Below are 22670 nucleotides of genomic sequence, written 5' to 3' on the forward strand. Positions count from 1 at the left end.
TGAAAATCCTTGCGGAGCAGCTAGCTCATTTCATTCGTAAACTGCCATAAAAAGAGTTTTAGGGGGTGGGGGCGTGGGACCCTTTTTCAAAAGGGTCCCTCCCCCACAAAACCTCTCCCGCAAAACCTCTCCCTCAAAAGCATTTCCTCCCCCATGAACTACTTCAAATTGCTCTCTGTCAGCGGCTGCCGGGTTTGAGCGGAGAAGGCGGGGGGCTTTTTTTGCGGGCTGCGGCTTTTTGGGCTGGACGCCCGGAAAACCTGCGGGAAAGATGCGGTTTTTCAGGCTGCCCGGCCTGCGGTCCTGAAACGGCGTCTGCATGCCCGGTGGCGGCGGCCACGGGCAGATCCAGCACCCCGGGCGTTTGCAGGCCCGCGCTGGCGGAGCTTGCGCCCTTTCGCAAATGGTTGTGCAAGGCGCACATGAGCCGGGGCAAATCCGCATATTCTTCATGCACGCCAGCGCCGCGCAGATGCCAGCGGCTCTGCCCGTGGGCAACCTTGTGCACGGCCCGCAACTGCCGCTCGCGCATGATCAGACTTACGCGCCAGTCGCCATCAGGCGTGTGCAGCACCAAGGATTTTTCATTGGCAGCGCTGCGACCGCTCTCCTGCACCTCAAGCCAGAATCCCGATGGATAATCGGCCAGACGCAGCATGTCGCGCAGTCCTGCCAAGGCAATATGCAAATGTTCGCTGGAGGCCATATTTTTCTGATCCTGGCGTATCTGCTCCTCCATGGTGCGGATACGTTCGTCGCACAGGGCGCGCTCGTCCTCCAGCGTGGTGAGCCCGCGCTTCATGAGGCGCACGCAAAATACCACGACTATCAACAGCACCACGCCAGCTGCGCCCCATTCCCAGGCCATATATCCTCCACCCGGGCAAAGCCCGGTTTATCTTGTAAATTTTCACAGCAGCGACGGCGTCTGTCAAGCAGGGCTTTTACACCTTTTATAAACAGGCAGATCTCTAAGCCCGTCTGGCACTTTCCTTTTTTTTGGCAAGTATGTATCGTGGACAATAATAGCATATGGAACGCACGTTTTTCCCATGGACCGTCAAGGGTCTCGCAAGCGGAAAATGCCCGCAGGCCGCCGTAACCCGGTGGCCCGTTCCGGAAAATTCCGCCCGATGCTGCCGGGCGAGCCATGCCCTCAAGGCACGCGCCCCGACCCTTCTATGGGATCTCACGTTCCTTCCCTGGTTTCGTTCACCCGGCTAGCGCCGCACGCGCCCGCCTCATCGCTTACTAAGGGAGAAAACCATGCCTACCCCACTGGAAATGCAACGCACCTTTGCACTCGTCGGCACCGGAGGTTGCGGCAAAACCTCTCTGGCCGAGATGCTGCTGTTCAAAGCTGGAGCTGTCACCCGCCTGGGCGCCATTGAAGACGGCACCACGAATCTTGACTACGAGCCCGAAGAGATCCGCCGTCGCGGGTCGGTGCAGCCCGCGTGCGCCACGTATATGTGGAACAAAAACCGTCACTTTTTGCTGGATATTCCTGGTGACGGCAACTTTACCGGTGATATGGAATGCCTGCTCAAGGGTGTGGACAGTGTGGTTTTTGTGCTGGACGCCGTGGACGGCGTGCGCCCTCTCGCCAAAAAATTTTGGAATATAGTTCGGCAGGCCGGTCTGCCTGCCATAATCGTGGTCAACAAGCTTGACCGCGACCGCGCGGATTTTCAGATGACCTTCGACGGACTTTCCTCCCTTGGCATCAAGCCGGTGGCCCTGCAGCTGCCCATCCGTCAGGGCGAGAGCTTTCTGGGCGTGGCAGACGTGCTCTCTGGCAAGGCCCGCATGTTTAAAGCTGACGGCGATTCCGCCGAAGCGGAAATTCCCGCTGGCCTGGCCGACGACGTCAGCCTTTTGCGCGACATTACCGTGGAAAACATCGCCGAGAGCGATGAAGTTCTTATGGAAAAGTACCTTGAAGAAGGCAGCCTGTCGCTGGAAGACCTGCGCTCGGGCTTGCGCTCCGGCGTGGTGAAGGGCGAACTGACCCCGGTACTGACCTGCTCCGCCCTTGAAAACAAGGGTGGTCAGGCCCTGCTGGCCGCCATTGAGGCCCTGCTGCCCTCGCCCCTGGACCGCCCCCCCTTTGAGGGCCAAAACGGCGAAACGCGTTCTCCTGACCCGGATGCTCCGGTGGCCTGCTTCGCGTTCAAAACTCTGGCTGACCCCTTTGCCGGTCAGCTGACCTTGCTTCGTGTGCTTTCGGGCACCATCAATGGCGATGTGAACCTCAAAAACATGCGCACCGAGGACAATGAGCGCCTGGGCAACATGTTGTATCTGACAGGAAAAAATCAGACGCCCTGCAAGGAACCCGTGGGCCCCGGCGCCATTGTGGCCGTAGCCAAACTCAAAAACACCCGCACCGGCGACACCCTGTGCGATGAAAAATCTCCCTTTGTACTGCCCATGCCGCAACTGCCGCCCCAACTCATCACCTATGCCCTGGCCCCCAAAGAAAAAGGCGAGGAAGACAAGGTATATGCGGCCATGCAGCGCCTGCTGGACGAAGATGTGACCCTGAAGCTTGGCCGTGATGGAGAAAACGGCGACATTCTGCTTTCGGGCATGGGGCAGCTGCACATCGAACTCTCGGTTGAAAAGGCCAAGCGCCGCTTCAAGGTGGATATTGTCCTCAAGACTCCCAAGGTTCCGTACCGTGAAACCGTGCGCGGCAAATGCCAGGTACAGGGCCGCCATAAAAAGCAGTCTGGCGGGCGTGGACAGTTTGGCGACTGCTGGATCGAGATGGAAGGGCTGCCGCGCGGCTCCGGCTATCAGTTTGAAGACGCCATTGTGGGCGGCGTTGTGCCCCGCCAGTATATTCCCGCCATTGACAAGGGCATACAGGAAGCGGCGGCGCGCGGCTTTCTGGCCGGTTGTCAGGTGGTGGACTTCCGCGCCAAGGTTTATGACGGCAGTTACCACACCGTGGACTCCTCTGAAATGGCGTTCAAGGTGGCGGGCTCCCTGGCCTTTAAAAAAGCCATGGAAACCCTCAAGGCTGTGCTGCTGGAACCCATTGTTCTGCTGACGGTGTCCGTGCCGGACGAAAGCATGGGCGACGTCATCGGCGACCTGTCTTCGCGCAGGGGCAAGGTGCTTGGCTCTGATTCACAGGGCGGCAGCACAGAAATAAAGGCCCACGTGCCCATGAGCGAAGTGCTGCGCTATGCGCCAGATTTGCGCTCGATGACGGGGGGCCAGGGCTTCTTCACTATGGAATTTGCCCACTATGAAGAAGCGCCGCAACCTGTGGTGGAAAAAGTAGTCGCCGAATATCAGGCTGCCAGAGCAGGCGATTAACAAAACAGGCGCAAACAGCGCGTGCGTTCAATCAAGCCGGAACCCTCTTGGGGTCCGGCTTTTTTTATGAACGGTTTTCACGGAAACGCGGCATCTTCGCGCATATATTTCTCAAAGGATGAAGGCGCACGCCTAGGCGCTGTACCTGGCGGATAACCCGCGCTTGCGCCTCCGCAAATGCCGCCTGCCCCGCAGCCAGCAGCGAAATGGCAACGAAAAACCGCCCCGGCATCCACAGACGATTGGTATTTTTTATTTGTAATATGATATAGTTATCATATATTCTTATTCATTTCTTTTTTGCTTGTCTGCATATACTCTGCCCAGCTGACCCATAGGTTGCAGCCCCTGCCAGGGCCATTCCATCTCATATTAATCAGCTATGTTATTGGCAACAATGGACAGGGCAATTTTGTATGCAATCGCATACTTGGTTCCAGCGTAAAAGCTTTACACATACTCTATGCAAATTTTACCGGGGCTGAACACAGCCATCGCCAAAACTGTGCGCAATATTCGCGTCCGCAGTGGCCTGTCGCAAGAGCAATTTGCCGACTTTGCCGGGCTGTCGCGGGTCTATATTGCGCAACTTGAAACCGGGGAGCGTGGCGCATCGCTCAACGCTCTCATTCTCATTGCGCGTTCCGTGCGCATGACCGGCGCTGAGCTTGTTGCGCTTATTGAAGAAGAAATACAGAGGCTGCCCCATTAGGGCAAAGCAACGTTGACAATATCCATTCGTTAAGCTTACGGCATGCCCGCTACAGTTCCTATCAGCACGAAATATCCACTCTTGCGCCTTCATCACGTCCGTCTACGCGCACAACACCCGGCATTTCAAGGCGCAAATCCCCTTATCCGCCTGTGACGGGCCGATCCGGACACTCCCCTACCCTGTTCAGAGCTTTTTACTGCAATATTTTTTCATGCGTATCCAAAACGTAAAACGCTCGACCTCAATACGGTTTTTTGATAACTATTATGAGTAAGACCAGTTGCGCTCCTCCCTGCGACAGGTCGCCTATGTGTAGCCAAGGCTGCCTCTGATGCTCTTATTACATATATTACAGAAGTATACATTCTGTTTAAAATACGGACACTACCATGCCTAAAGACGCTGCCTGTCTTCCCCCCGATACAGATCAACAGAATCCCGTTGCCCATTGCGGCCCTGTCTTCACGTTTCGCCGTATGGCCGGGCTTGACCAGGCCCTGCTGTCCACCGATGCGGAGTGGCAAAACCTGCGACAACTCGATCCCAAGCTCTGGATGGCCATGAGCTGCCCCACCTATGGCCTTGAGTTTGACGCGCAGACCCTGACCCTTCTCGACGCCGACAAGGACGGGCGCATCCGCGCCAAGGAAATTCTGGATGCGGTGGACTGGCTGTGCCAGCGCGTCAGCCACCCAGCACGCCTCAGTGAGCGCCGCGCAGAACTTCCCCTGGACATCTTGCGGCAGGACACGCCCGAAGGCGTCAACATGCTGGCTGCCGCCCGTCTGGTGCTGGACAAGACCGGGGCTGACGACAAGACCAGGGTTGACCGCAGCCAGGCGGCCGCCGCTCTGAGCGCCGCCGCTGGCTACGCCTTTAACGGGGACGGCGTTGTTCCCTCCACTTCGGTGGAGGCCCAGGATACAGAGGGAGAGGCCGTCAGCCATTTTATTATCACCGGCCTCACGGTTGTGGGCGGCATGCGCGACGATTCCGGCACGCCCGGCCTTGACGCCGCCCTTGCCGGGCACTTTCGCGAAGCCCTTCACAGCGTACTTGAATGGCGGCAAAAAACGCATGATGCAGACCTGCCCCTGGGTCGCGACACAGCTGAAGCCTGGAGCCTCATGCAAAGGCTCGGCCCCAAGCTGGACGACTATTTCGCCCGCTGCCGCATGGCCGCCTTCGCGCCGCAGACCTTGCCCGCTCTTAATGAAGAAAACGAGTTGGCCTCGCTGGAAAACGCCACAACAGAACTTTTTTCAATGGACCATCTGAGCCGCCGCCCCCTTGCCAGAATAGCCGCCGGGCAGCCGCTTGACCTGCAAACGGGCGTCAACCCCGCATGGGAAAAAGACGTGCGCGCCTTTCGCCGCCTGTTTGAATCCCTGCTGCCCCTGCCCAAAAACGGGCACACCGACGCAGACGCCGCCTTTGCTCTTGATGAAGAAACCTGGCGCGCCATCCAGAACCGTTTTGCGCCCTATGCCGCGCTGCTGGCGCAAAAACCGCAGTTTTCCCGCGCTCCGGAAGACGCCGCCCCCTTCAGCGCGCAAGGTCAGCCCCCTCTGGCGCTTGCTCCCGACAACGACCCCCTTGGCAGAACATTTCTGCCGCTGCATCCTGAAGAAGCCGTGGACAAGCTTTCGGACGAAGAACTGGACGCGCTGCTTTCTCCCGCAACGGAAAAGGCCTTTGCCGCGTATGTGGAGCGCGATCTGGCCGCCCCCCGCATGGACGCTTTGCGCGACCTTGAAAAACTTGTTCTGCTGCACGCCAATCTCTACACCCTGCTCATGAACTTTGTTTCATTTGCGGATTTTTACGAACCCGGCAACAGGGCCATATTTCTGGCCGGCACGCTGTATATCGACAGCCGCTCCTGCTCGCTCTGCGTGCATGTGGACGATGTGAACGCCCATGTGCGGCTGGCCACCCAAAGCCACCTCTGCCTGCTCTACTGCCTTTGCGTCCGTAAAGACGCCAGCGGCAATGAGCATACAGCCACCATTGCCGCCGCCCTTACCGCAGGCAAGGCCGATGACCTTATCGAGGGCCGCCACGGCGTTTTTGTGGACAATGCCGGGCAGGCATGGGACAGTACACTGCTGCGTGTGGTGCGCAATCCCATCAGCCTGCGCGAAGCCATGTGGGCTCCCTACATCCGCTTTGCCAATCTTGTGGGCGGGCAGTTGCAAAAACTGGTAGCCGCCAAGGATGCGGCCATTTCCAACGCCTCGTCCAAGTTGGCCACATCCACGCCTGGAGGGCAGGCAGACGCAGCGGCCAAGGCCGCGCCGCAAAAGCAGCCCTTTGACATCGCGAAAAGCGCAGGCATTTTTGCCGCCGTCAGCGTGGGCATAAGCATGGTCAGCGCCTCGTTCACCTACATCGCCAGATCCATTTTCTCTCTGGGCTGGTGGTGGCCCATGGCGTTGCTGATTATTTTCGCCGTGATCTCCGGCCCATCCGTGGTCATGGCTTGGTTCAAGCTGCGCCGCCGCAGCCTCGGCCCTTTGCTGGACGCTTCCGGCTGGGCCGTCAACACGGGCGCGCCCATAAACTTTACCCTGGGCGGCGCGCTCACGGCTGTAGGCGAAATGCCCCCAGGCGCGCAGCGCTCGCTTGACGATCCTTACGGCTTGCCCGCCCGCCTTGGGCACTCGCGCGTGCGCCGCGCCTTCATGACCGTCCTGGCCCTGCTCCTTCTCGCAGCCGCCAGCCTTGGGGGCTACTGGGCGTGGCACGGTGAAGCGCCGTCATGGATCAGGTTCTGGCGGCATGAAGCGCCCGCAGCCAGCGCGCCCGGCGGCAATAACGCCGGATCGCCCGGCCAGCCCGCTTCTGGAAAATCGGTTCCCGACCAGCCCGCTCCCGGCACGTCTGGTCAGTCTGGCAAAACGGACGGCACGCCGCAGCACAACGAGGGCGGCACGGCAGATCCTTCCGGCGCGGCTCTATCCGGCAAGGATGCCCCTGCTTCTGAAAAAACAGACGGGCAAAACCCGACTGACAAGAATACGCAAAAGGCCAATGCCAAGGATGCCGCCAAGGCAGGAAAAGACTCTGGCAAAACCGCCGGACAGACTTCTTCAAACGCGGCATCCACAGGCAGTCCCCTTTCCGGGCTTGAGGCCCTCGTGCCGGGTAAAACCCCCGGCCCGGCCGCCTCGGACGCCCAACCAGAAGCTAAAGGCAAGTAGGGGCATCATGGGTAAAGCAGTTACTGACGAAAATTCACCAGCGCAGTCCTTGTTCCGCTTCTCACCAGGGCAGACCCTCAAGCCGCTGGCCGCTTCTCGGCCCGGCTCCGCGCCGCCTTCATGTACGTGGGCACAGACCTCCGCCGCCGACCTGAGCTGGATATGGGCGGCACAGGCCGCCAAGCGCGGCGTCATTATTGTGTATTCTCCCCTGCCCCGTCTGGAAGGCCAGGCGCTGCACCATTGGTGCACGCGACTGGAAAAGATCATAGTGCCCTGGCTCAGCCCATTGCAATTGAACCACCTGCAATGCTTCGGCTCCAGCGATGCGGCCCTCAAGGCCCGGTGCAGCCGCCTGCTCGCAAGGGCACTGCTCATACGGCTGGTCATGGCCGCCGCGCATGCCGCCATGATCACGCGCGGCGAGGCTGACGGGGCCAAAAGTCTGCAGCAACAGCCCGACATTGATTCGCACATGGCATGGTTGAGCCTTAACGGTCTTGATATGGACTACCTCGGAAGGCCCGTGATGCCAGGCTGGCGGGCCGCGTTCAGCCACAGCGGCCAGGCGGCCTTCTGCGCCGCGTTCCATTTGGGGAAAGAGGGTGAACATTCTCCCTGTCATCAGGGCAACGAAGCGCCGGGCAGTGATGCACAGCAGGATTTTCGCCCCTGTCTGGCCGTTGACGCCGAATCCCTGTTCAATCCACCGCCTGCCCCCCGCGCCTATTCCAGTAAGGAGATGGTCGCGCCCATTGCCAAGGAGTCCAAAATCCGTGATGCGTTGCGCCGCTGGACCATCAAGGAGGCCCTTCTCAAGTCCGCCGGGCTTGGCCTCTCGCGCGACCCCGCCCTGGTTCACAGCGGATTTTCCGGGCAACGGCGAGGCCGCGCGCAATTCTGCCATGAAGGCACCACGGGTTTTGCCATTGACGGAAGCAGCGCCAGCCGGGCTGCGCCGTGCAGGCAGATTGGCTGGCAGCTTATTCCCTGCGCCGAACACTGGCTGTGCGTTGCAGCTCCCGTATTGCCGGACCGCCCCCTTCTTGTGACAGGACGCCCCCTGCGCGCGCACTGGAGCGGCATCCTCCACACACTGGGCTAGTTGTGTTGTTACGGTAAAATACTTTGTGGGGGAGAGACCCTTTCGCAAAAGGGTCCCTCCCCCATACCCCCACCCCCTAAAACTCTTATGGTGTTTTGGTGTGTCATAATAAGTTTTCTGAACTGGGCGGGGTTCAAGAGGCAACGCCTTTCAGGCATCGCACCACCTCAAAGTTTGTCTATATAAAAGGCAAACAAGACCGCTGAGCAGCCAGTCAGCCCCGCATCCGTTCAGATCCGGGCTTTCTTGGGCACAGGGAGCTTGCGCCCCTGTTCCGCCCGCAGGCAAAGCTCTTCTTGCAAGACAGTGCGTTTTACGGCACTCTCCGCCCATGCCGCGTTTTCACCTGGTTTCCCTCTTTCCCGAATTTTTCCAGTCGCCTCTGTCCACAGCCCTTATGGGGCGTGCGCGGGAAGCTGGACTTGTGGATTTTTCTTTTCACGATCCCCGCGAGTTCAGCACCAGCAAACACCGGCATGTGGACGACCGCCCCTACGGCGGCGGGCCCGGCATGGTCATGCAGGGCGAACCACTGGCTGCGGCGCTGCGCTCCATCGGGCAGCCGGGGCGCATCCTGCTCATGACGCCCGGCGGCCGCCCGCTGACGCAGAGCATGGCTGCCGAACTTGCGCGGGAAGAAGACCTGACCATTGTCTGCGGTCGGTATGAGGGCATTGACGCCCGCCTGCTGGATATTTTTTCCATTGAACCCGTGAGCGTGGGGGATGTGGTGCTCAACGGCGGCGAAACGGCGGCTCTGGCTGTCATTGAGGCTGTTTCGCGCCTTATGCCCGGCTTTATGGGCAAGGAAGAATCCGGCGAGGACGAAAGTTTTTCACACGGCCTTCTGGAATACCCGCACTACACCCGTCCAGAAGTTCTGGAAGGCCTGCCCGTGCCCGAAGTGCTGCGCCGCGGCGATCATGCGCGTATCGAGCAGTGGCGGCGGCGGCAGTCCGTGCTGGCCACATTGCGCATGCGGCCTGACCTGCTGGACTCTGCCCCGCTGACAAAAGAGGACGTGCTGACACTGGCCGAAGCCCCGCGCGAAAGGCCGGGCCGCAACCTTTCTTTCTGCCTTGTGCACTATCCGGTGCAGCTTGATGCAAAAAAATCCGGCGCTTCCTCTTTGACAAATCTCGACATACACGATATAGCCCGAATTTCCCGCAGCTATGCAATGGGTTCTTTCCATGTGGTGACCCCCTTGCAAGACCAACTACGGGTGCTGGATGAAATTTTGCGCCACTGGACGCGGGGTCCGGGCGGTTCAGGCAATGCCGACCGTGCGCAGGCTCTCGGTCTGGTTTGCCCCGCAACCTCTCTGGACGAGGCCGTGGCGCATATGACCGCACGGCACGGCGTCCGGCCCAGACTGGTGGCAAGTTCCGCCGTTTGGCCCGGCAAAAATACAGGGCAGGCCCACACGGGCCCGCTTATGACGCCGCAGGAAGTGCGACACTGGTGCAGCCAGGGGCCGGTCATGCTTTGTCTCGGCACTGCGAAGGGGCTTGCCCCCGAAGTGCTGGAGCAATGTGACGGCCTGATTCGCCCTGTGCGGTTTTTAGGGTATAATCACCTTTCGGTGCGCAGCGCAGCCGCTATTCTGGCAGACAGAATTTTAGGCGATTACAGCTGACAAAACAGGCGGCCTGAACGCATCGGCGCCGCTACGCAACGACGCAACAATCCGCCCGGATTTGCAAGGAGTTCACGATGGATATCATCAAAAAAATCGAACGGGAAAACATGCGCATGGATGTACCCGCGTTTCGCTCCGGCGACACGGTGAAAGTACACCTGCGTATCGTGGAAGGCGAAAAACAGCGCATCCAGGTTTTCCAGGGCAACGTCATCCGCATCAAACGCGGCACCACCAATGCCACCTTCACGGTGCGCAAGGTTTCTGACGGCGTGGGTGTGGAACGCATCTTCCCCATCAACTCGCCCTTCATCGACCGCGTGGAACTGGTCACCCAGGGCCGCGTGCGCCGCAGCCGTCTGTACTACCTGCGCGCCCTCAAGGGCAAAGCGGCGCGTATCAAGCCGCGTGGCCGCTTCTGATAGCCTGCTGAGGCATCGGAACACACACAGCGCCTTTTTGACGGCGCGCCGTGAGATGGCGGGCAACCGCGCTCATGGCGCGCCTCTTGCGCGTTTATTGCCGGAGTTGACAGAGTTAGGGAAGCACTGATTAAAGAGCCTCCTGGAAACGCGAATTATTTCTTTTGGCAAGGCGCGATCTTTTTTTGAAGCAGGAGTGGACTCTTCCGTCCTCGACTGTTTCAAAAAAAGTGAAGCAACGCCGCCAAACGGAATAACTCAGCGCTTCCTTAGAGCAATTTACCTTTGAAAAAGTGTACCTGCGCTAATGCTGCACGAAAGTGCAGCGCGCCACAGCGTGGCGTGGATTCAGCCGAGCTTTAGCCGTTGCGGCGAAGGAAGTTACGGGGGAAGCTCTACTACATGAAAACTTTGAAATGTGAAGCAGTTCAAAGTTAATCTGCTCCAGGAGACCATGCGTGAAAAAGCCCTCCTCCCGCCCATCGTGCCAGCCTGATCTTCAGGGCAGTCTGCTTTTTGCAGCAGGCAGCCCCAATGATCCCAGCGTCACGGCGGGAGTGGATGAAGCCGGACGCGGCTGCCTTGCGGGGCCGGTGGTGGCCGGTGCCGTCATCCTGCCCGCAAGCTTTGACCTGCCCGGCCTTACGGATTCCAAGGCCTGCACAGCCAGGCAGCGCGATATCCTGGCTCCGCGCATCAAGGCCTGTGCCGTAAGCTGGGGGCTCGGCATCGTCTGGCCGCGCCGCATTGATGCCATCAATATCCTTCAGGCCACTTTTGTGGCCATGAGCCTGGCAATACGCCACCTGCGCGCAACACCGGCCCTTCTGCTCATTGACGGCGACAAAACCGTGCCCGACCACGTTCTGGCGCACCTGTGGAGCCTGGGGCACGCGGGTACGCCGCCGAGACAGCGCGCCATCATACACGGCGACGCCACAGAACCCGCCATCTCAGCCGCGTCCATTCTGGCCAAAACCTGCCGCGACAGGCTCATGACCAGCCTTGACAAACGCTGGCCCGGCTACGGTTTCGGCGTGCACAAGGGCTACGGCACCAAGGAGCATTACGAGGCGCTGCGCCGCCTTGGCCCCTGCCCGCAGCACCGGCTGACGTTCCGGGGCGTGTGCGAGGAAAAATCCGCTGCCGTGCGGCAGGGCAGCTTGCTGTGAACCTGCGCCGCCTGTTGCCGGAGCTTTTTGACAAAATGACCGGCAAGAAGCACTCTGCTCGTGAAGACGGCCAGTGCAAAGGCGCTGACAAAAAAACCGACACAGCCGCGCACCTGCTTCTGGGCAAAGAAGGAGAGGACGCCGCGACGACCCTGCTGACCCGCAAGGGTTACGCCATACTTGACCGTAACTGGCGTCAGGCCCGCCTGGAACTGGACATCGTCTGCCGTGACGGCGACACCATTGTTTTTGTTGAAGTGAAAACGCGCGGCAGCGACAACCACGGCGGCCCCATCCATGCTCTGGGCATCGCAAAGCAGCGCACCCTCTGCCGCGCGGCCCGCGCGTGGCTGTCGGCCCACGAGGCATGGGAACAGCCCTGCCGTTTTGATGTCATCTGCGCCCTGCGCGATGGCTCTACCCTGCACCTGGAGCATTTTTGCCATGCCTTTGACTGCCCCCCGGCTCTGGATAGTAGCCACGCCTCTTGGCAACCCTGGTGATCTCTCGCCCAGGGCACGCGCCGTATTGACCGAAGCCGACCTTGTGCTTGCGGAAGATACGCGCCGCACGGCCCGCCTTTTTCGTGACTGCGGCATTGAAGCGCGCCGCCTTTTGAGCTTCCACGACCACAATGAGGCCGAGCGGCAGGAACATGTGCTGCGCGCCCTGCGCGAAGGCCAGAGTGTGGCCCTTGTTTCCGACGCGGGCACGCCGCTCTTGGCCGACCCCGGCTACCGCCTTGTACGCGCCTGCCGCAAGGAAGGCTTGCCTGTTTCTCCCCTGCCTGGCCCCTCAGCGCCTGTTGCGGCCCTTTCCGCTGCGGGCCTGCCGCCCCTGCCGCACAGCTTTCTGGGCTTTCTGCCGCGTGACGCTTCGGGACGCGACGCCCTGTTTGCCGCATTTGCTCATGTGCCCGGCTCCCTCATTTTTTTTGAGCGCAAGGACCGTCTCAAGGAAAGCCTGGCCCGGGCAGCCAAACTGCTGGGCCCGCGCGAGGCGGCGGTTTGCCGTGAATTGACCAAGGAGCATGAGGAATTTATACTCATCAGGCTGGAAAACAGCGAAGACCTGCCCGACGACCTGCTTGGCGAAATTACTGTTATCATCGGTCCGCCGGAGCAGGTAAGCCGCAGCCCTGAGAACGAGGTTCTGGCCCTGCTGCGGCAGGAACTGGAAGCGGGCGGCCCGGAGGGCAAGCCCCGGCAGGTGGCCCGCAGGGTTCAGGATATGGTGCGCGGCTGGAGCGGCAAAGAAATATACGCTCTGCTCACGGCCGATACAGACTCCCAACGCAACCTCTAACCACCGCAACGCCGCCGTGCGTCCGTTCATCTGCCGCCGGGCGGCAGACGTCAGGGACGCCCTTACGGCTTTGGGCGAAGTCCACGGTAAACCCCGGACTTCATGCGGGCAGGACGCACTGATGTATCCCACACTCGTCGCACTCAACTGCCTTGGCCGCACATGCTGCATCAATGCGGCCACCACGGCCAGAGGCATGCAGCAGGTGGGGCTGCTCTTTGTGCTGAGTCCCGCCCTGTGCTGGTTGTATCCTGAAGGCGCGGCCCGCGCCCGGGCCTTTGCCCGCTATGGCGGGCACAGCAACACCCACCCCTTCATGATCCCGCTTTTTGTGGGCATTCTGCTGGCGCTGGAAGAAGAAATAGCCAAGGGCACGCTTCCTGAATCCGCCGTAAGCTCTGTTCGCGAAACCCTGGCCACCACGCTTTCTGCCCTGGGCGATTCCTTTTTCAGCGGCACCTTGCTGCCCCTGTGGGCGCTTGTGAGCGTGGCGCTTCTGCTTTCGGGCCATATAGCCCTGGCAGGGTTCCTGGCTGTGGGATTTTTTTTCGCCCTGCTGCTTTTCAGGGCGGGCAGCTTTTTTTCAGGCCTGCGCCACGGCATGCCGGTGCTGGCACGCCTGAGACGCCTCAACCTCATCAACTGGGTGGACAGGCTCAAGATGGTCAACGCGGTGCTGGTGGCCCTGGTCATCTGGCACCTGCCCATGAGCCGTCTGAAGCCCTTTCCGTGGGACGTTTACCTGTTGGGCGCGCTGGCGGTACTGGGCGCATCCTGGCTTGTGGCGCGGCTCCGGCTGCCGCGCATACTGCTGTGGGCCATGACGCTTGGGGCGTTGATTCTCATGGACGTTGACCTCATAGGTATGTAGTATGTCCCCGACTGCCAGCAGGCACAGCAGGGCTGGCAGAAGGTCGAGGCAGACATTCGGCGCCGCCGCGCCATATACGGCCCCAACCGCCCTGACATTGTTAAAAGGTGAGGAAATGGAAGAGACCATTGAAGAAACGTCACGCGGGCTGGAAATGCGGCTTTGCCTTAATTTGCGCAATGGCCTTCACGCCAGGCCCGCAGCACGACTGGCCCAGGAAGCCCAGCGCTATTCGTCGGCCATTCAGCTCATCAGCGATACCGGCGAGGTTGACGCCAAAAGCATGCTTGACGTTCTTTCACTTGCCCCGCCCTTCAACGCGGAACTGACTCTTCTGGCTCAGGGGCATGACGCCCGCGAGGCCCTTTGCGGCCTGGCCCGTCTTCTCAGCACCATGCAGGATTGATATGGCCCGCGCGGTACTTTTTGGCACTCCAGTTTCTCCCGGCATAGCCATTGGCCGGGTGCGCTTCATGCACAAGCTGCGGCAGGATGAGGAGCGGCGCATCACGCCCGCTGAAGTGGAGGCCGAGCAGGCCGCCCTGCGCCTTGCGGCTGAAAACGTGCGCGTTTCGCTGCAAAACACCATGGACAACGTGCCAGAGGATCTGGCCGAATACCGTGAGGTTATTGCCGCGCAGATGGAAATGGCCCGCGACGCCAAACTGCTCAACACCGCCTCCGCGCGCATCGAGCAAAAGCTCATTGCCGCGCCCTGGGCCTTGCGCCTGACGGTCGATGAGCTGTGCGCCCTGTTCCGGGGCATGGACGACCCCTATCTGCGCGACCGCGCGCAGGATATCCGCGCTGTGGGTTTACGCCTGCGCGAGAGCCTTTCCACTGGCCCTTCCGAAACACGGGGCGCCGATGAACCGGGCGTGCTGGTGGCCGAAGACCTTTCTCCCGCCGATGTTATGGAGCTGAACCTGGACTGCGTGCTGGGCATCCTGACCACCGAGGGCGGCCCCACCTCGCACACGGCCATCCTTTCGCGCAGCCTGCGCATCCCCTGCCTTTCCAGCGTTACCGGCCTTGTGACCGTGGCCCGGGAAAACGAGCAGGTCATTATTGACGGTCTTGGCGGCTGCGTGCTGCTGGACCCGGATGAGGCGGACATTGCCCGTTATGAGGCCCGCCGCCTTGAATACACCGGATGGGAAGAATTCACGCTCAAGACGGCCCGTTGGCCCGCTGAAATGTGTGATGGCGTGCGTGTGGTGGTTCAGGCCAATCTGGAAAGCAGCGAGGAGCTTGCGGCAGTGCCGTGCAGCGGAGCCGACGGCGTGGGTCTGTACCGCACGGAGTTTGCCTATCTCAAAGGCCGCCTGCCAGACGAAGATGAGCTGCTGGCCGAATACGCCCTTGTGGCCCAGAAAATTTCACCGGAGCGCGTTGTTTTTCGTACCCTTGACGTGGGCGCGGACAAGATGCTGCATGCCCAGGCGGCCCTCAAGGAACCCAACCCGGCCCTGGGCTTGCGCGGCATACGCTTTTGCCTGCGCCATCAGGGAATTTTTCGCACGCAGTTGCGGGCGCTCATGCGCGCAGGGGTGCACGGCAACGTGGCCATCATGCTGCCGATGGTTTCCGGCATGGACGAAGTACAGCAGGTGCGCCGCATCATGCAGGAAATGCATCAGGAACTCAGCGCCCAGAACCTGCAGCACGCGCCCGAACTGCCCCTTGGCGTCATGATAGAAACTCCTGCGGCGGCCCTCATCTGCGACGCCTTGGCCAGAGAATGCGATTTTTTCAGTATTGGCACAAACGATCTCATACATTATATTATGGGAATAGACCGCAACAACCGCCATGTGGCGTATCTCAATGAACCCTTGCATCCCGCCGTTGTGCGCTCGCTCAAGCATATTGTTGACGCCGCACACCGCGAAGGCATAGGAGTTTCCGTTTGTGGCGAACTGGCTTCCGATCCGCTGGGCATGGCCCTGCTGCTGGGCATGGGGGTAGACACCATATCCGCTGCTCCACGCTTTGTGCCAGGCCTGAAACACCTTATCCGCCAGCTTAACGCCGAAACCTGCGTGGAACTGGCCCACAGCGTGCTCATGAGCACGGATGTGGCCGCCTCCCGCCGCATGGTTCGTGAACAGTTGCATCAATCCCTTGGGCCTGAACTGGCCTTTCACACCACCAGCCTTTTGATCCACAGCCAGCCATGAGCCAAAAAACATCGCCTTCCACCATCGCCGTCAATAAAAAGGCCCGCCACCTCTACGAACTTTCCGAGTTTACCGAGGCGGGCATTGTGCTTACCGGCCCAGAAGTCAAAAGCATCCGCGCGGGCAAGGTCAACTTCATCGACAGCTATGTTGACTTTCGCAAGGGCGAAGCCTGGCTTGTCTCGCTGCATGTGGCCCCATACTCCAATGCGGGCTACGCCCCGCAGGAGCCCGAGCGCGCCCGAAAGCTCCTGCTGCACCAGCGCGAAATCGCCAAACTGGCCGGGCTTGTGGCCCAAAAGGGCCTTACGGTCGTGCCCGTGCGCCTGTATCTCAAGCGGGGCAAGATCAAGGTGGAACTGGCCGTTGGCCGGGGCAAAAAGCTGCACGATCATCGTGAAAGCCTTAAAAAACGCGCTGAAGAAAGGGATCTGGCCCGCGAACTGGCCTAGTTTTTCAGGGGCAGCATCCCCCTGCGCGTAGACATTTTGACGTTTGCAAGCCGCTCGCTTTGGCGCGTAACCACGCAGCCAGCCAGCGCTTACGTCTTTACGGCAAAGGCCTGCCCTCGCGCCGCCGGAGCAATGGCAAAGCGCCATTGCCCGCAAAAAGATAGTTCAGCCCCATTGATATCACCGATGCGTGATACGCCACGCCGCCGCTTTGGCAGGACGGGCACGCCCCAGGAACTCCCGCCATCGGCGGGGTCGCCGGCGTGTTTGCTGCGCTCATGACGCAGGCCAGACAAGATGAAGGCTGGCGTTTTGCAGGACAGAGGCGCGCATACCGCTGGCGCGACCAACTCAGAACACGTCTGACCCGCCGCCCCCAACCGGACGGAGGTTTTCCACGGGCACGAAAAAGCATGCGTTATCCGCCACTGCAAGCCCCGCTGTTCTGGCAGACCTGCCTGTGCTTCTGGATAGGCGGCATTGCCGCCGCCGTATGGCCACACCAGACCCTTCTTTGTTTTTTCCTTTTAATTCTTGCGGATAAACGCCTGTGGCACACAGCCCCACTGGCTTTTTGCGCTCTGCTGGCGCTCGTGGGGCTGCTGACCGCGCAGTGGCAACTGTACGGCAGTCCGTGGCAGCACGGTTTTTCCAGCCCGGAACGGCCCCCCTGGCTGGCGCAGGCAGGCAAAAAGGCGCGGCTATGCGGCACTGTCACGGACAGCCAAGGCCTGCCGGATCAGCGTTTGCGACTTTTGCTCGCCGATCTGGCCCCAGAGGGGGACGGCCCCCTGAAACAGGCCAGAGACGGGAGCGTAGCTGCGCCAGCACGCGCGCAGTCGACAGCCTTCACGTCATTATCCGACATGGCCACGCCATTGTCCGGCCAAAATGTGCCACTGTCCGGCCAGACGGCGCTCACCTGGGAGCATCCCCCGCTGCGGCCATTGCCGGGACAGACTCTCTGCCTCAGTCTTCGGCCCATTCCCATGCAGGGTTTTGCCAACGAGGGGCAGGCCGCATGGGAACTCTGGTGGGCTACGCAGGGCGTCTACTGGCGAATGTGGACTCAGGAGAGGCGGGCAGAGCCCCAACTGCACGGCGAACCAGGGCGCTCCGCCCGCTTGCGCGAGGCCCTGCGCGCGGATTTTCTGTCAGCCCTCGTTCCTCCCCGGCCTTTGCCCCTTACAGACAATGCCGCGTCCCCCGCGCTTTCTGACGCCGCCCCAAAGTCTTTGGCCTATTCTCCCCCTCCAGGCGCGGCAGAGATGCGCCAGGGCAAGGCCATCCTGCTCGCCCTGCTCTTTGGCGACAGGCAGTATCTTGATCAGGCCACGCTGAACAATTTTATTGCAGCTACCCTGGTGCACAGTCTGGCCCTTTCAGGGCAGCACCTTGTCATCGCTGGCATGCTCGGACTGGCCTGCGTGCTGGCCTTGGCGCGCTTGCGGCCAGGCATCTACCTGCACCGGCCGCGCACTCTCTGGGTCATACTGGCCTCACTGCCTCCGGCCCTTGCCTATTTGTGGCTGGGCAACGCTCCTGCGTCGCTTTTGCGGGCCACGGTCATGCTCTTTGTGGTGGCCCTGTGGCTGACCATGGGCCGCCCGCGCACCACACTGGACGCCCTGTGCGCGGCGCTGCTGTGCATCACCGTGGCCGCGCCGCTGAACGTGTTTGATACCGGGCTGCAACTCTCCGCCCTGTGCGTGGGCGCCATCGGCCTGAGCATGCCCTGGCTGCGTGAACTTATGCCGGGATTCGACGGCGCGCCCCAGTCAGGCGCGCGCGCCCGCTTCGCCCAATGGGGCCGCGCGCTTTTGCGTATTTTTCTCGTTTCGCTCTGCATCCAGGTGGTTCTTCTGCCGCTGAACATGCTCCTTTTCGGCAATGCGGGATTCTGGTTTCCGCTCAATGTGGCGTGGCTTCCTGTGGCTGATCTTTTTGTGCTGCCCGCCTCTGTGCTGGGCCTGGTATGCGCGGCCCTTGGCATGGAAACCACGGCCCGTCTGGTTCTGGACCTGGCGGCCCTGCCCTGCCAATGGCTGGTGGACCTGCTGGACTGGCTGGCCGCAAACGACCTTTTGCTGGCTCCCTCCATGCTGCGCCCCCACTGGACGGCCCTGCCGGCTTTTGCCGCCCTGCTCACGGCTCTGGCCTTCAAGGCAGGACGTCCCACCTTGCCGACAGCAGCGAAACACCTGCTGCTGGCAGGGGGACTTCTGCTGCTGGTCGGCCCAGCGCTGCGGCTGGTGGAACGGCTTTCGCCCGAAATCCGCCTGGATGTGCTGGACGTAGGCCAGAGTCAGGCCGTGGCGCTACGACTGCCGGGGCACATGCGCCTGCTGCTGGACGGCGGCGGCAGCGCTTCGCCGCGCTTTGACCCCGGCCAGAACATCGTGGCCCCGGTGCTGCTCTACAACGACGGCCCCCGCCTCAAGGCCGTGCTCAACAGCCACCCCGACCTGGACCACATGGGTGGGCTTGTGCATATCCTGCGGCAGTTCACTGTAAGCGCCTTCTTTGACAACGGGCGGGACAGCGGCGACGCCAGAGGAGGCTGGGCCGCGATCTGGGCGCGTACACGTCAGCAGCACGGAGCCCAGCCTCTTGCGCAAGGGGATGTGCTGCAACTGGGCGACCCCGCATATGGCCTGCAACTGGAAATACTGCACCCGCCGCGCGCCGACAGGAGCCTACACGGCGCGGGCGCTGCTGGCCGCGAAGTTTGGGACGGCAACAACGCCTCGCTGGTGGCCAGGCTGACCCTCTATGGGCAGGGGCTGGCGCTCATTCCAGGTGACGCAGAACGCCGCTCGCTACGCCATATGCTTGATCAGGGGCTGGATCTGCGGGCCCAGGTGCTGGTGCTGCCCCATCACGGGTCGGACAGTAGCTATCTGCCCGAACTGTATGAAGCCGTGCAGCCCGAGGTTGCGGTGGCGGCCTGCGGCTTTGAAAACCGCTACGGATACCCGGGAAAAAAGGTACGGGAGTGGCTGGACAGTGCGGGGATTCCCCTGCTGTTCACAGGGAGGGATGGGCAGATAAGCCTGAGTTGGGCAAGCGCGCCGGGCCGCGCAAAACGGAAAGATAAAAACACGGACGTAACCCTGCGCCTGCAAACGCAAAGATCGTTGTACGAAAATCCCGCCCCCGGCGAGCAGGCAGGAGAATAGAAATACTTTGTGGGGGAGGGACCCTTTTGTAAAAGGGTCCCTCCCCCACACCCCCTAGACAATGTCGGCACGAGCGCCTTTCCAGTTATTTCTGCGTCGAACTTCGCCTTGATATGACTGGAAATTCATCTCGTGACGGCACTGTCTAAAACCTTTATTCTGGTTTAGGAGTGGGAGCTCCAGAGGCCGTGCTTTCTTGATATCACGCGCTGCAATGTTGTCATTCTGCCGAAAATTGCGATTTTCGCCTGGGTACTCGCTACATTGCGGAGCGCAGCACTCTTGAGCAACGTTAGATCAGGTACCCTTTTACAAAGGGTACCTGATCTAAACGAAAAAAACTGATCTGCCGGGATGCGCCTACCCCTGCTGACAAACCGGCTCTACCCCCATATGCTCTTTCCCCCACTGGTACAGTTCTTTCAGCGTTGGCAGCAAACGCCAGCCTTGCGGCGTCAGGGCATATTTCACGCGGCGTACCTTGCCCGCAGCAAGTTCCGTTTTGCTGACCAGACCGTCGCGTTCCAGCTCTTTCAGGCATTTGCCAAGCATCATGTTGGTGATGCCCGTCACTTCGCGGCCCAGGGCATTGAAGCCGCAGCCGCCCGTGTCGGCCAGATGCCAGAGGATGGGCAATTTCCATTTACCGCCTATGAGGTTAAGGGCGTAGATGAGGGGACAAGGGATATCATATACGCTTTCACGCGGCAGTGCCGTATTGTAGCCCACCGTCATCATTGCCTTCATGCCTGACGCTCCTTGAAAAGCCTTGTGCGACGGGACGTTGCCCGCCTTCTGCGGCACAGGTGAAAACCCGCATTCCAGGTTAGAAAAAACTGCGTACTTGTTTTCTAACCCGCGCTTCTTTTAAAGTATATCTGTCGATACAACGCGCCAAGCGCAGGCGCAAGAATGAAAACCCGCATTGTTCATAAGGAGAAACCATGAAATATTACGCAGTTAACGGAAGCCCCAGAAAAAAGCACAACACGGCCACTGTGCTGGCCAAAGCTCTTGAAGGCGTGGCCGCAGCGCAGCCTGACGCGCAAACCGAAATGCTGCACCTCTACGACTACACATATAAAGGCTGTATCAGCTGTTTTGAATGCAAGCGAATTGGCGGGAAGTCCTACGGCAAATGCGCAGTAAAGGACGAGCTGGCCCCAGTACTGGAAAAACTTTCTCTCGCTGACGGCATTATTTTTGGCTCGCCCATCTATTTTAAGGGCATTACGGGTGAAATGCGTTCATTTTTTGAGCGCTTTCTTTTCCCTTATCTGGTATATGACGCCACCTATTCTTCCATTGCCCCCAAGAAGATGAAAACGGCCTTTATCTACACTATGAACGTCACGGAAGCCTTCATGCGGAGCATGGACTATCCCGAACATCTCTCCGGAATGGAGTATTTTACGGGCAGGATGCTGACGCCGCCCTCGGTGCTGTATGTGAACGACACCTATCAGTTTATGGACTACAGCAAGTACAAGGTGGAGTGCTTCTCTGAAGAAGCCAAGCTCAAACGCAAAAATGAGGAGTTCCCCAAGGACTGCCAGAAAGCCTTTGAAATGGGCATGGCCATGGCCCGATCCTGAGGTATTGAAGCTCATGCGCTGGGGGCGGCTAGGCCGCCCCTCAGCTCTGGACGCCGGACTGCCAGTATCTTTGGCTGCCGCCGTTCTGCGAGCTACTCTGGCCGCCAGTCGAGTTGTTACACTGGCCGCCACTTTGACTGATGTTCTGCCAGCGCCATGCCGCTGCGTTGGCCGCCGCTGCGCATCACAAACCCTTCACCGCCAAAACTCTTTTTACGCCAGCCTGCGTTTATGCCGCCTTACCGTTGACACTGCGGGCAGTACACGGTGCCTCGGCCTGCAACCCTGGCTTTTTCAAGGGGGCGACCGCAATTCTTGCAGGGCTGGCCGCCGCGTCCATATACCGCAAAGGTATTCTGGAATGCGCCCGCATTGCCGTTGGCGTCCTTGTAATCGCGAATGGAACTGCCGCACTGTGAAATGGACAGCAACAGCACGTCCTGCAGGGCCTTCAGCAGGCGATCCATTTGATCTCGGGTAAGGTCTGTTGCTTTGCGGCGCGGGTCAATGCCTGCCGCGAACAGGCTTTCATCCGCATAGATATTGCCCACGCCTGCCAGGATTTTCTGATCCAGCAATACGGCCTTGATGGCTGATTTTCTGCCCGCGAGGCTTTTGGCGAAATTTTTTGGCGTCAGGGTCAGAGGTTCTGGGCCAAGTTCGCTCCAGAAGGGCCAGCGGTCAAAGATATCGGGCGTGCCCGCCAGCACGAGGCCGAATGCGCGCACGTCGTCGAAAAACAGACGGCGCGGCCCTTCGTGAACGTCAGGAGCCATATCCTTCGCTTGATCCTGTGCGTCTTTCACCTGAACGGATGAGGCGTGTCCGGCACGCGCCCCTTCATTATCTTTCTGAATCCCCACCTGCGAAGCGGGAATGTCCAGATCAAAAATGCAACGGGTGTGCGAGCCCGGGGCTGTTTCGGGCGCATAGGTCATGAGCCGCCCTGTCATGCGCAGGTGCACGGCAAGCCGCAGGTCTTTGCACCCGCGAACAGCGGCATTTTCAGCGCTTGAGGCGTCAAGCTGCAACAGGAGCAGCTTGCCGCGCCGCCCGACTTCCGCAATGCGGCAGCCGCGCAAATGTTCCAGCGGGAGGCTGAGAGGATGCTGGCTGGTGGCGCGCAGTACCTGCGCGTTGGTGATAACGCAACCCTGCACATGAGGTCGCAAGGTTCGGGCAATAGTTTCTACTTCTGGCAGTTCGGGCATGATGTTCCTCTGTTTGCCGGAAAGATAAGACATTTTGCCCGTATGGCAAGATGGGCGTCCACCTGACGTTCCATTCACACCAGCCACACATTTGCATAGATGAATTTTGATAATTCAGATGCTCGTTACGGAGCGGCGCAGATAAATAGCGGTGCAGTCTTCGTCCGCAGCGATGCTGTCCTGCCGCGTAAGACGGTTCCATCAACGGTTCACAGGCAAGCCCTGCGGCCTACGGCTGGAGCAGCGCCTATGCCTCTCACGACGGAAAGCCGCGCACACAACACAACG

Annotated in this window: 18 protein-coding genes; 15 read left to right on the plus strand and 3 right to left on the minus strand. The window is 60.2% G+C overall.

From position 1 onward, the window contains the following. Positions 1-178: 178 nt before the first annotated feature. Positions 179-868 carry a hypothetical protein gene (locus BCS36_RS07555; protein WP_291302296.1) on the minus strand — a complete coding sequence of 230 codons (690 nt, stop codon included), beginning with the start codon at positions 866-868 and terminating at the stop codon, positions 179-181. Positions 869-1266: 398 nt separating this feature from the next. Between BCS36_RS07555 and BCS36_RS07560 the strand changes: the two genes are divergently transcribed. The 14 genes from BCS36_RS07560 to BCS36_RS07625 all read left to right on the plus strand — a co-directional run bounded on the left by BCS36_RS07560 (position 1267) and on the right by BCS36_RS07625 (position 19576). Continuing rightward, positions 1267-3330, plus strand: coding sequence for an elongation factor G (locus BCS36_RS07560; RefSeq protein WP_291302297.1), 2064 nt, complete (start codon positions 1267-1269; stop codon positions 3328-3330). 463 nt (positions 3331-3793) lie between these two features. After that, positions 3794-4042 carry a helix-turn-helix transcriptional regulator gene (locus BCS36_RS07565; protein WP_291302298.1) on the plus strand — a complete coding sequence of 83 codons (249 nt, stop codon included), beginning with the start codon at positions 3794-3796 and terminating at the stop codon, positions 4040-4042. A gap of 392 nt (positions 4043-4434) precedes the next feature. After that, the gene (locus BCS36_RS07570; RefSeq protein ID WP_291302299.1) at positions 4435-7248 is read left to right on the plus strand and encodes an ABC transporter permease; all 2814 of its coding nucleotides are present in this window, start codon (positions 4435-4437) and stop codon (positions 7246-7248) included. Positions 7249-7255: 7 nt separating this feature from the next. Continuing rightward, on the plus strand, positions 7256-8353 hold the full coding sequence (locus tag BCS36_RS07575; protein WP_291302300.1) for a 4'-phosphopantetheinyl transferase superfamily protein: 1098 nt from the start codon (positions 7256-7258) through the stop codon (positions 8351-8353). 331 nt (positions 8354-8684) lie between these two features. Next, the gene (trmD, locus tag BCS36_RS07580; RefSeq protein ID WP_291302301.1) at positions 8685-9992 is read left to right on the plus strand and encodes a tRNA (guanosine(37)-N1)-methyltransferase TrmD; all 1308 of its coding nucleotides are present in this window, start codon (positions 8685-8687) and stop codon (positions 9990-9992) included. A gap of 77 nt (positions 9993-10069) precedes the next feature. After that, positions 10070-10417, plus strand: coding sequence for a 50S ribosomal protein L19 (gene rplS / locus BCS36_RS07585; RefSeq protein ID WP_183717307.1), 348 nt, complete (start codon positions 10070-10072; stop codon positions 10415-10417). A 509-nt stretch (positions 10418-10926) separates the two neighbouring features. Continuing rightward, positions 10927-11589 (plus strand): ribonuclease HII, encoded by a 663-nt coding sequence (locus BCS36_RS07590; RefSeq protein WP_291302350.1) that lies wholly within the window; start codon positions 10927-10929, stop codon positions 11587-11589. Beyond that, positions 11586-12092: a YraN family protein gene (locus BCS36_RS07595; protein WP_291302302.1), complete on the plus strand. Its 507-nt coding sequence runs from the start codon at positions 11586-11588 to the stop codon at positions 12090-12092. Before BCS36_RS07590 ends, BCS36_RS07595 begins: the two co-directional genes overlap by 4 nt. After that, positions 12034-12894: a 16S rRNA (cytidine(1402)-2'-O)-methyltransferase gene (rsmI, locus tag BCS36_RS07600; protein ID WP_291302303.1), complete on the plus strand. Its 861-nt coding sequence runs from the start codon at positions 12034-12036 to the stop codon at positions 12892-12894. The genes BCS36_RS07595 and rsmI overlap by 59 nt, the downstream gene beginning before the upstream one ends. Positions 12895-13015: 121 nt before the next feature. Then, the gene (locus BCS36_RS07605; protein WP_291302304.1) at positions 13016-13765 is read left to right on the plus strand and encodes a PTS system mannose/fructose/sorbose family transporter subunit IID; all 750 of its coding nucleotides are present in this window, start codon (positions 13016-13018) and stop codon (positions 13763-13765) included. A gap of 115 nt (positions 13766-13880) precedes the next feature. Continuing rightward, a complete protein-coding gene (locus tag BCS36_RS07610; RefSeq protein ID WP_291302305.1) occupies positions 13881-14171 on the plus strand; it encodes an HPr family phosphocarrier protein in 291 nt (96 codons plus the stop codon). Between the two features lies 1 nt (position 14172). Continuing rightward, positions 14173-15945 carry a phosphoenolpyruvate--protein phosphotransferase gene (gene ptsP, locus BCS36_RS07615; RefSeq protein ID WP_291302306.1) on the plus strand — a complete coding sequence of 591 codons (1773 nt, stop codon included), beginning with the start codon at positions 14173-14175 and terminating at the stop codon, positions 15943-15945. Continuing rightward, on the plus strand, positions 15942-16397 hold the full coding sequence (smpB, locus tag BCS36_RS07620; protein WP_291302307.1) for an SsrA-binding protein SmpB: 456 nt from the start codon (positions 15942-15944) through the stop codon (positions 16395-16397). Before ptsP ends, smpB begins: the two co-directional genes overlap by 4 nt. A gap of 413 nt (positions 16398-16810) precedes the next feature. Next, positions 16811-19576, plus strand: coding sequence for a ComEC/Rec2 family competence protein (locus tag BCS36_RS07625; protein WP_291302308.1), 2766 nt, complete (start codon positions 16811-16813; stop codon positions 19574-19576). A gap of 360 nt (positions 19577-19936) precedes the next feature. Here BCS36_RS07625 and BCS36_RS07630 read toward each other — a convergent pair whose 3' ends face one another. Further along, complete coding sequence (locus BCS36_RS07630; protein ID WP_291302309.1) at positions 19937-20323, minus strand: helix-turn-helix domain-containing protein; 387 nt, start codon at positions 20321-20323, stop codon at positions 19937-19939. Positions 20324-20520: 197 nt separating this feature from the next. Between BCS36_RS07630 and BCS36_RS07635 the strand changes: the two genes are divergently transcribed. Next, the gene (locus BCS36_RS07635) at positions 20521-21171 is read left to right on the plus strand and encodes a flavodoxin family protein (protein WP_291302310.1); all 651 of its coding nucleotides are present in this window, start codon (positions 20521-20523) and stop codon (positions 21169-21171) included. Between the two features lie 239 nt (positions 21172-21410). Here the strand turns inward: BCS36_RS07635 and BCS36_RS07640 are convergent, their stop codons facing one another. Beyond that, positions 21411-22382, minus strand: a complete 972-nt coding sequence (locus BCS36_RS07640; RefSeq protein WP_291302351.1) for a DNA-formamidopyrimidine glycosylase family protein — start codon at positions 22380-22382, stop codon at positions 21411-21413. Positions 22383-22670 lie beyond the last annotated feature (288 nt).

This window comes from Desulfovibrio sp. MES5, assembly GCF_002237645.1.
In the GTDB taxonomy this organism is placed as follows: Bacteria; Desulfobacterota; Desulfovibrionia; order Desulfovibrionales; family Desulfovibrionaceae; genus Desulfovibrio.

Coding starts and splice junctions, on each gene's coding strand:
- BCS36_RS07555 (WP_291302296.1), bottom strand. CDS start 868: ATGGCCTGGGAATGGGGCGCAGCTGGCGTGGTGCTGTTGATAGTCGTG.
- BCS36_RS07560 (WP_291302297.1), top strand. CDS start 1,267: ATGCCTACCCCACTGGAAATGCAACGCACCTTTGCACTCGTCGGCACC.
- BCS36_RS07565 (WP_291302298.1), top strand. CDS start 3,794: ATGCAAATTTTACCGGGGCTGAACACAGCCATCGCCAAAACTGTGCGC.
- BCS36_RS07570 (WP_291302299.1), top strand. CDS start 4,435: ATGCCTAAAGACGCTGCCTGTCTTCCCCCCGATACAGATCAACAGAAT.
- BCS36_RS07575 (WP_291302300.1), top strand. CDS start 7,256: ATGGGTAAAGCAGTTACTGACGAAAATTCACCAGCGCAGTCCTTGTTC.
- trmD (WP_291302301.1), top strand. CDS start 8,685: ATGCCGCGTTTTCACCTGGTTTCCCTCTTTCCCGAATTTTTCCAGTCG.
- rplS (WP_183717307.1), top strand. CDS start 10,070: ATGGATATCATCAAAAAAATCGAACGGGAAAACATGCGCATGGATGTA.
- rsmI (WP_291302303.1), top strand. CDS start 12,034: ATGCCTTTGACTGCCCCCCGGCTCTGGATAGTAGCCACGCCTCTTGGC.
- BCS36_RS07605 (WP_291302304.1), top strand. CDS start 13,016: ATGTATCCCACACTCGTCGCACTCAACTGCCTTGGCCGCACATGCTGC.
- BCS36_RS07610 (WP_291302305.1), top strand. CDS start 13,881: ATGGAAGAGACCATTGAAGAAACGTCACGCGGGCTGGAAATGCGGCTT.
- ptsP (WP_291302306.1), top strand. CDS start 14,173: ATGGCCCGCGCGGTACTTTTTGGCACTCCAGTTTCTCCCGGCATAGCC.
- smpB (WP_291302307.1), top strand. CDS start 15,942: ATGAGCCAAAAAACATCGCCTTCCACCATCGCCGTCAATAAAAAGGCC.
- BCS36_RS07625 (WP_291302308.1), top strand. CDS start 16,811: ATGCGTTATCCGCCACTGCAAGCCCCGCTGTTCTGGCAGACCTGCCTG.
- BCS36_RS07630 (WP_291302309.1), bottom strand. CDS start 20,323: ATGAAGGCAATGATGACGGTGGGCTACAATACGGCACTGCCGCGTGAA.
- BCS36_RS07635 (WP_291302310.1), top strand. CDS start 20,521: ATGAAATATTACGCAGTTAACGGAAGCCCCAGAAAAAAGCACAACACG.
- BCS36_RS07640 (WP_291302351.1), bottom strand. CDS start 22,382: ATGCCCGAACTGCCAGAAGTAGAAACTATTGCCCGAACCTTGCGACCT.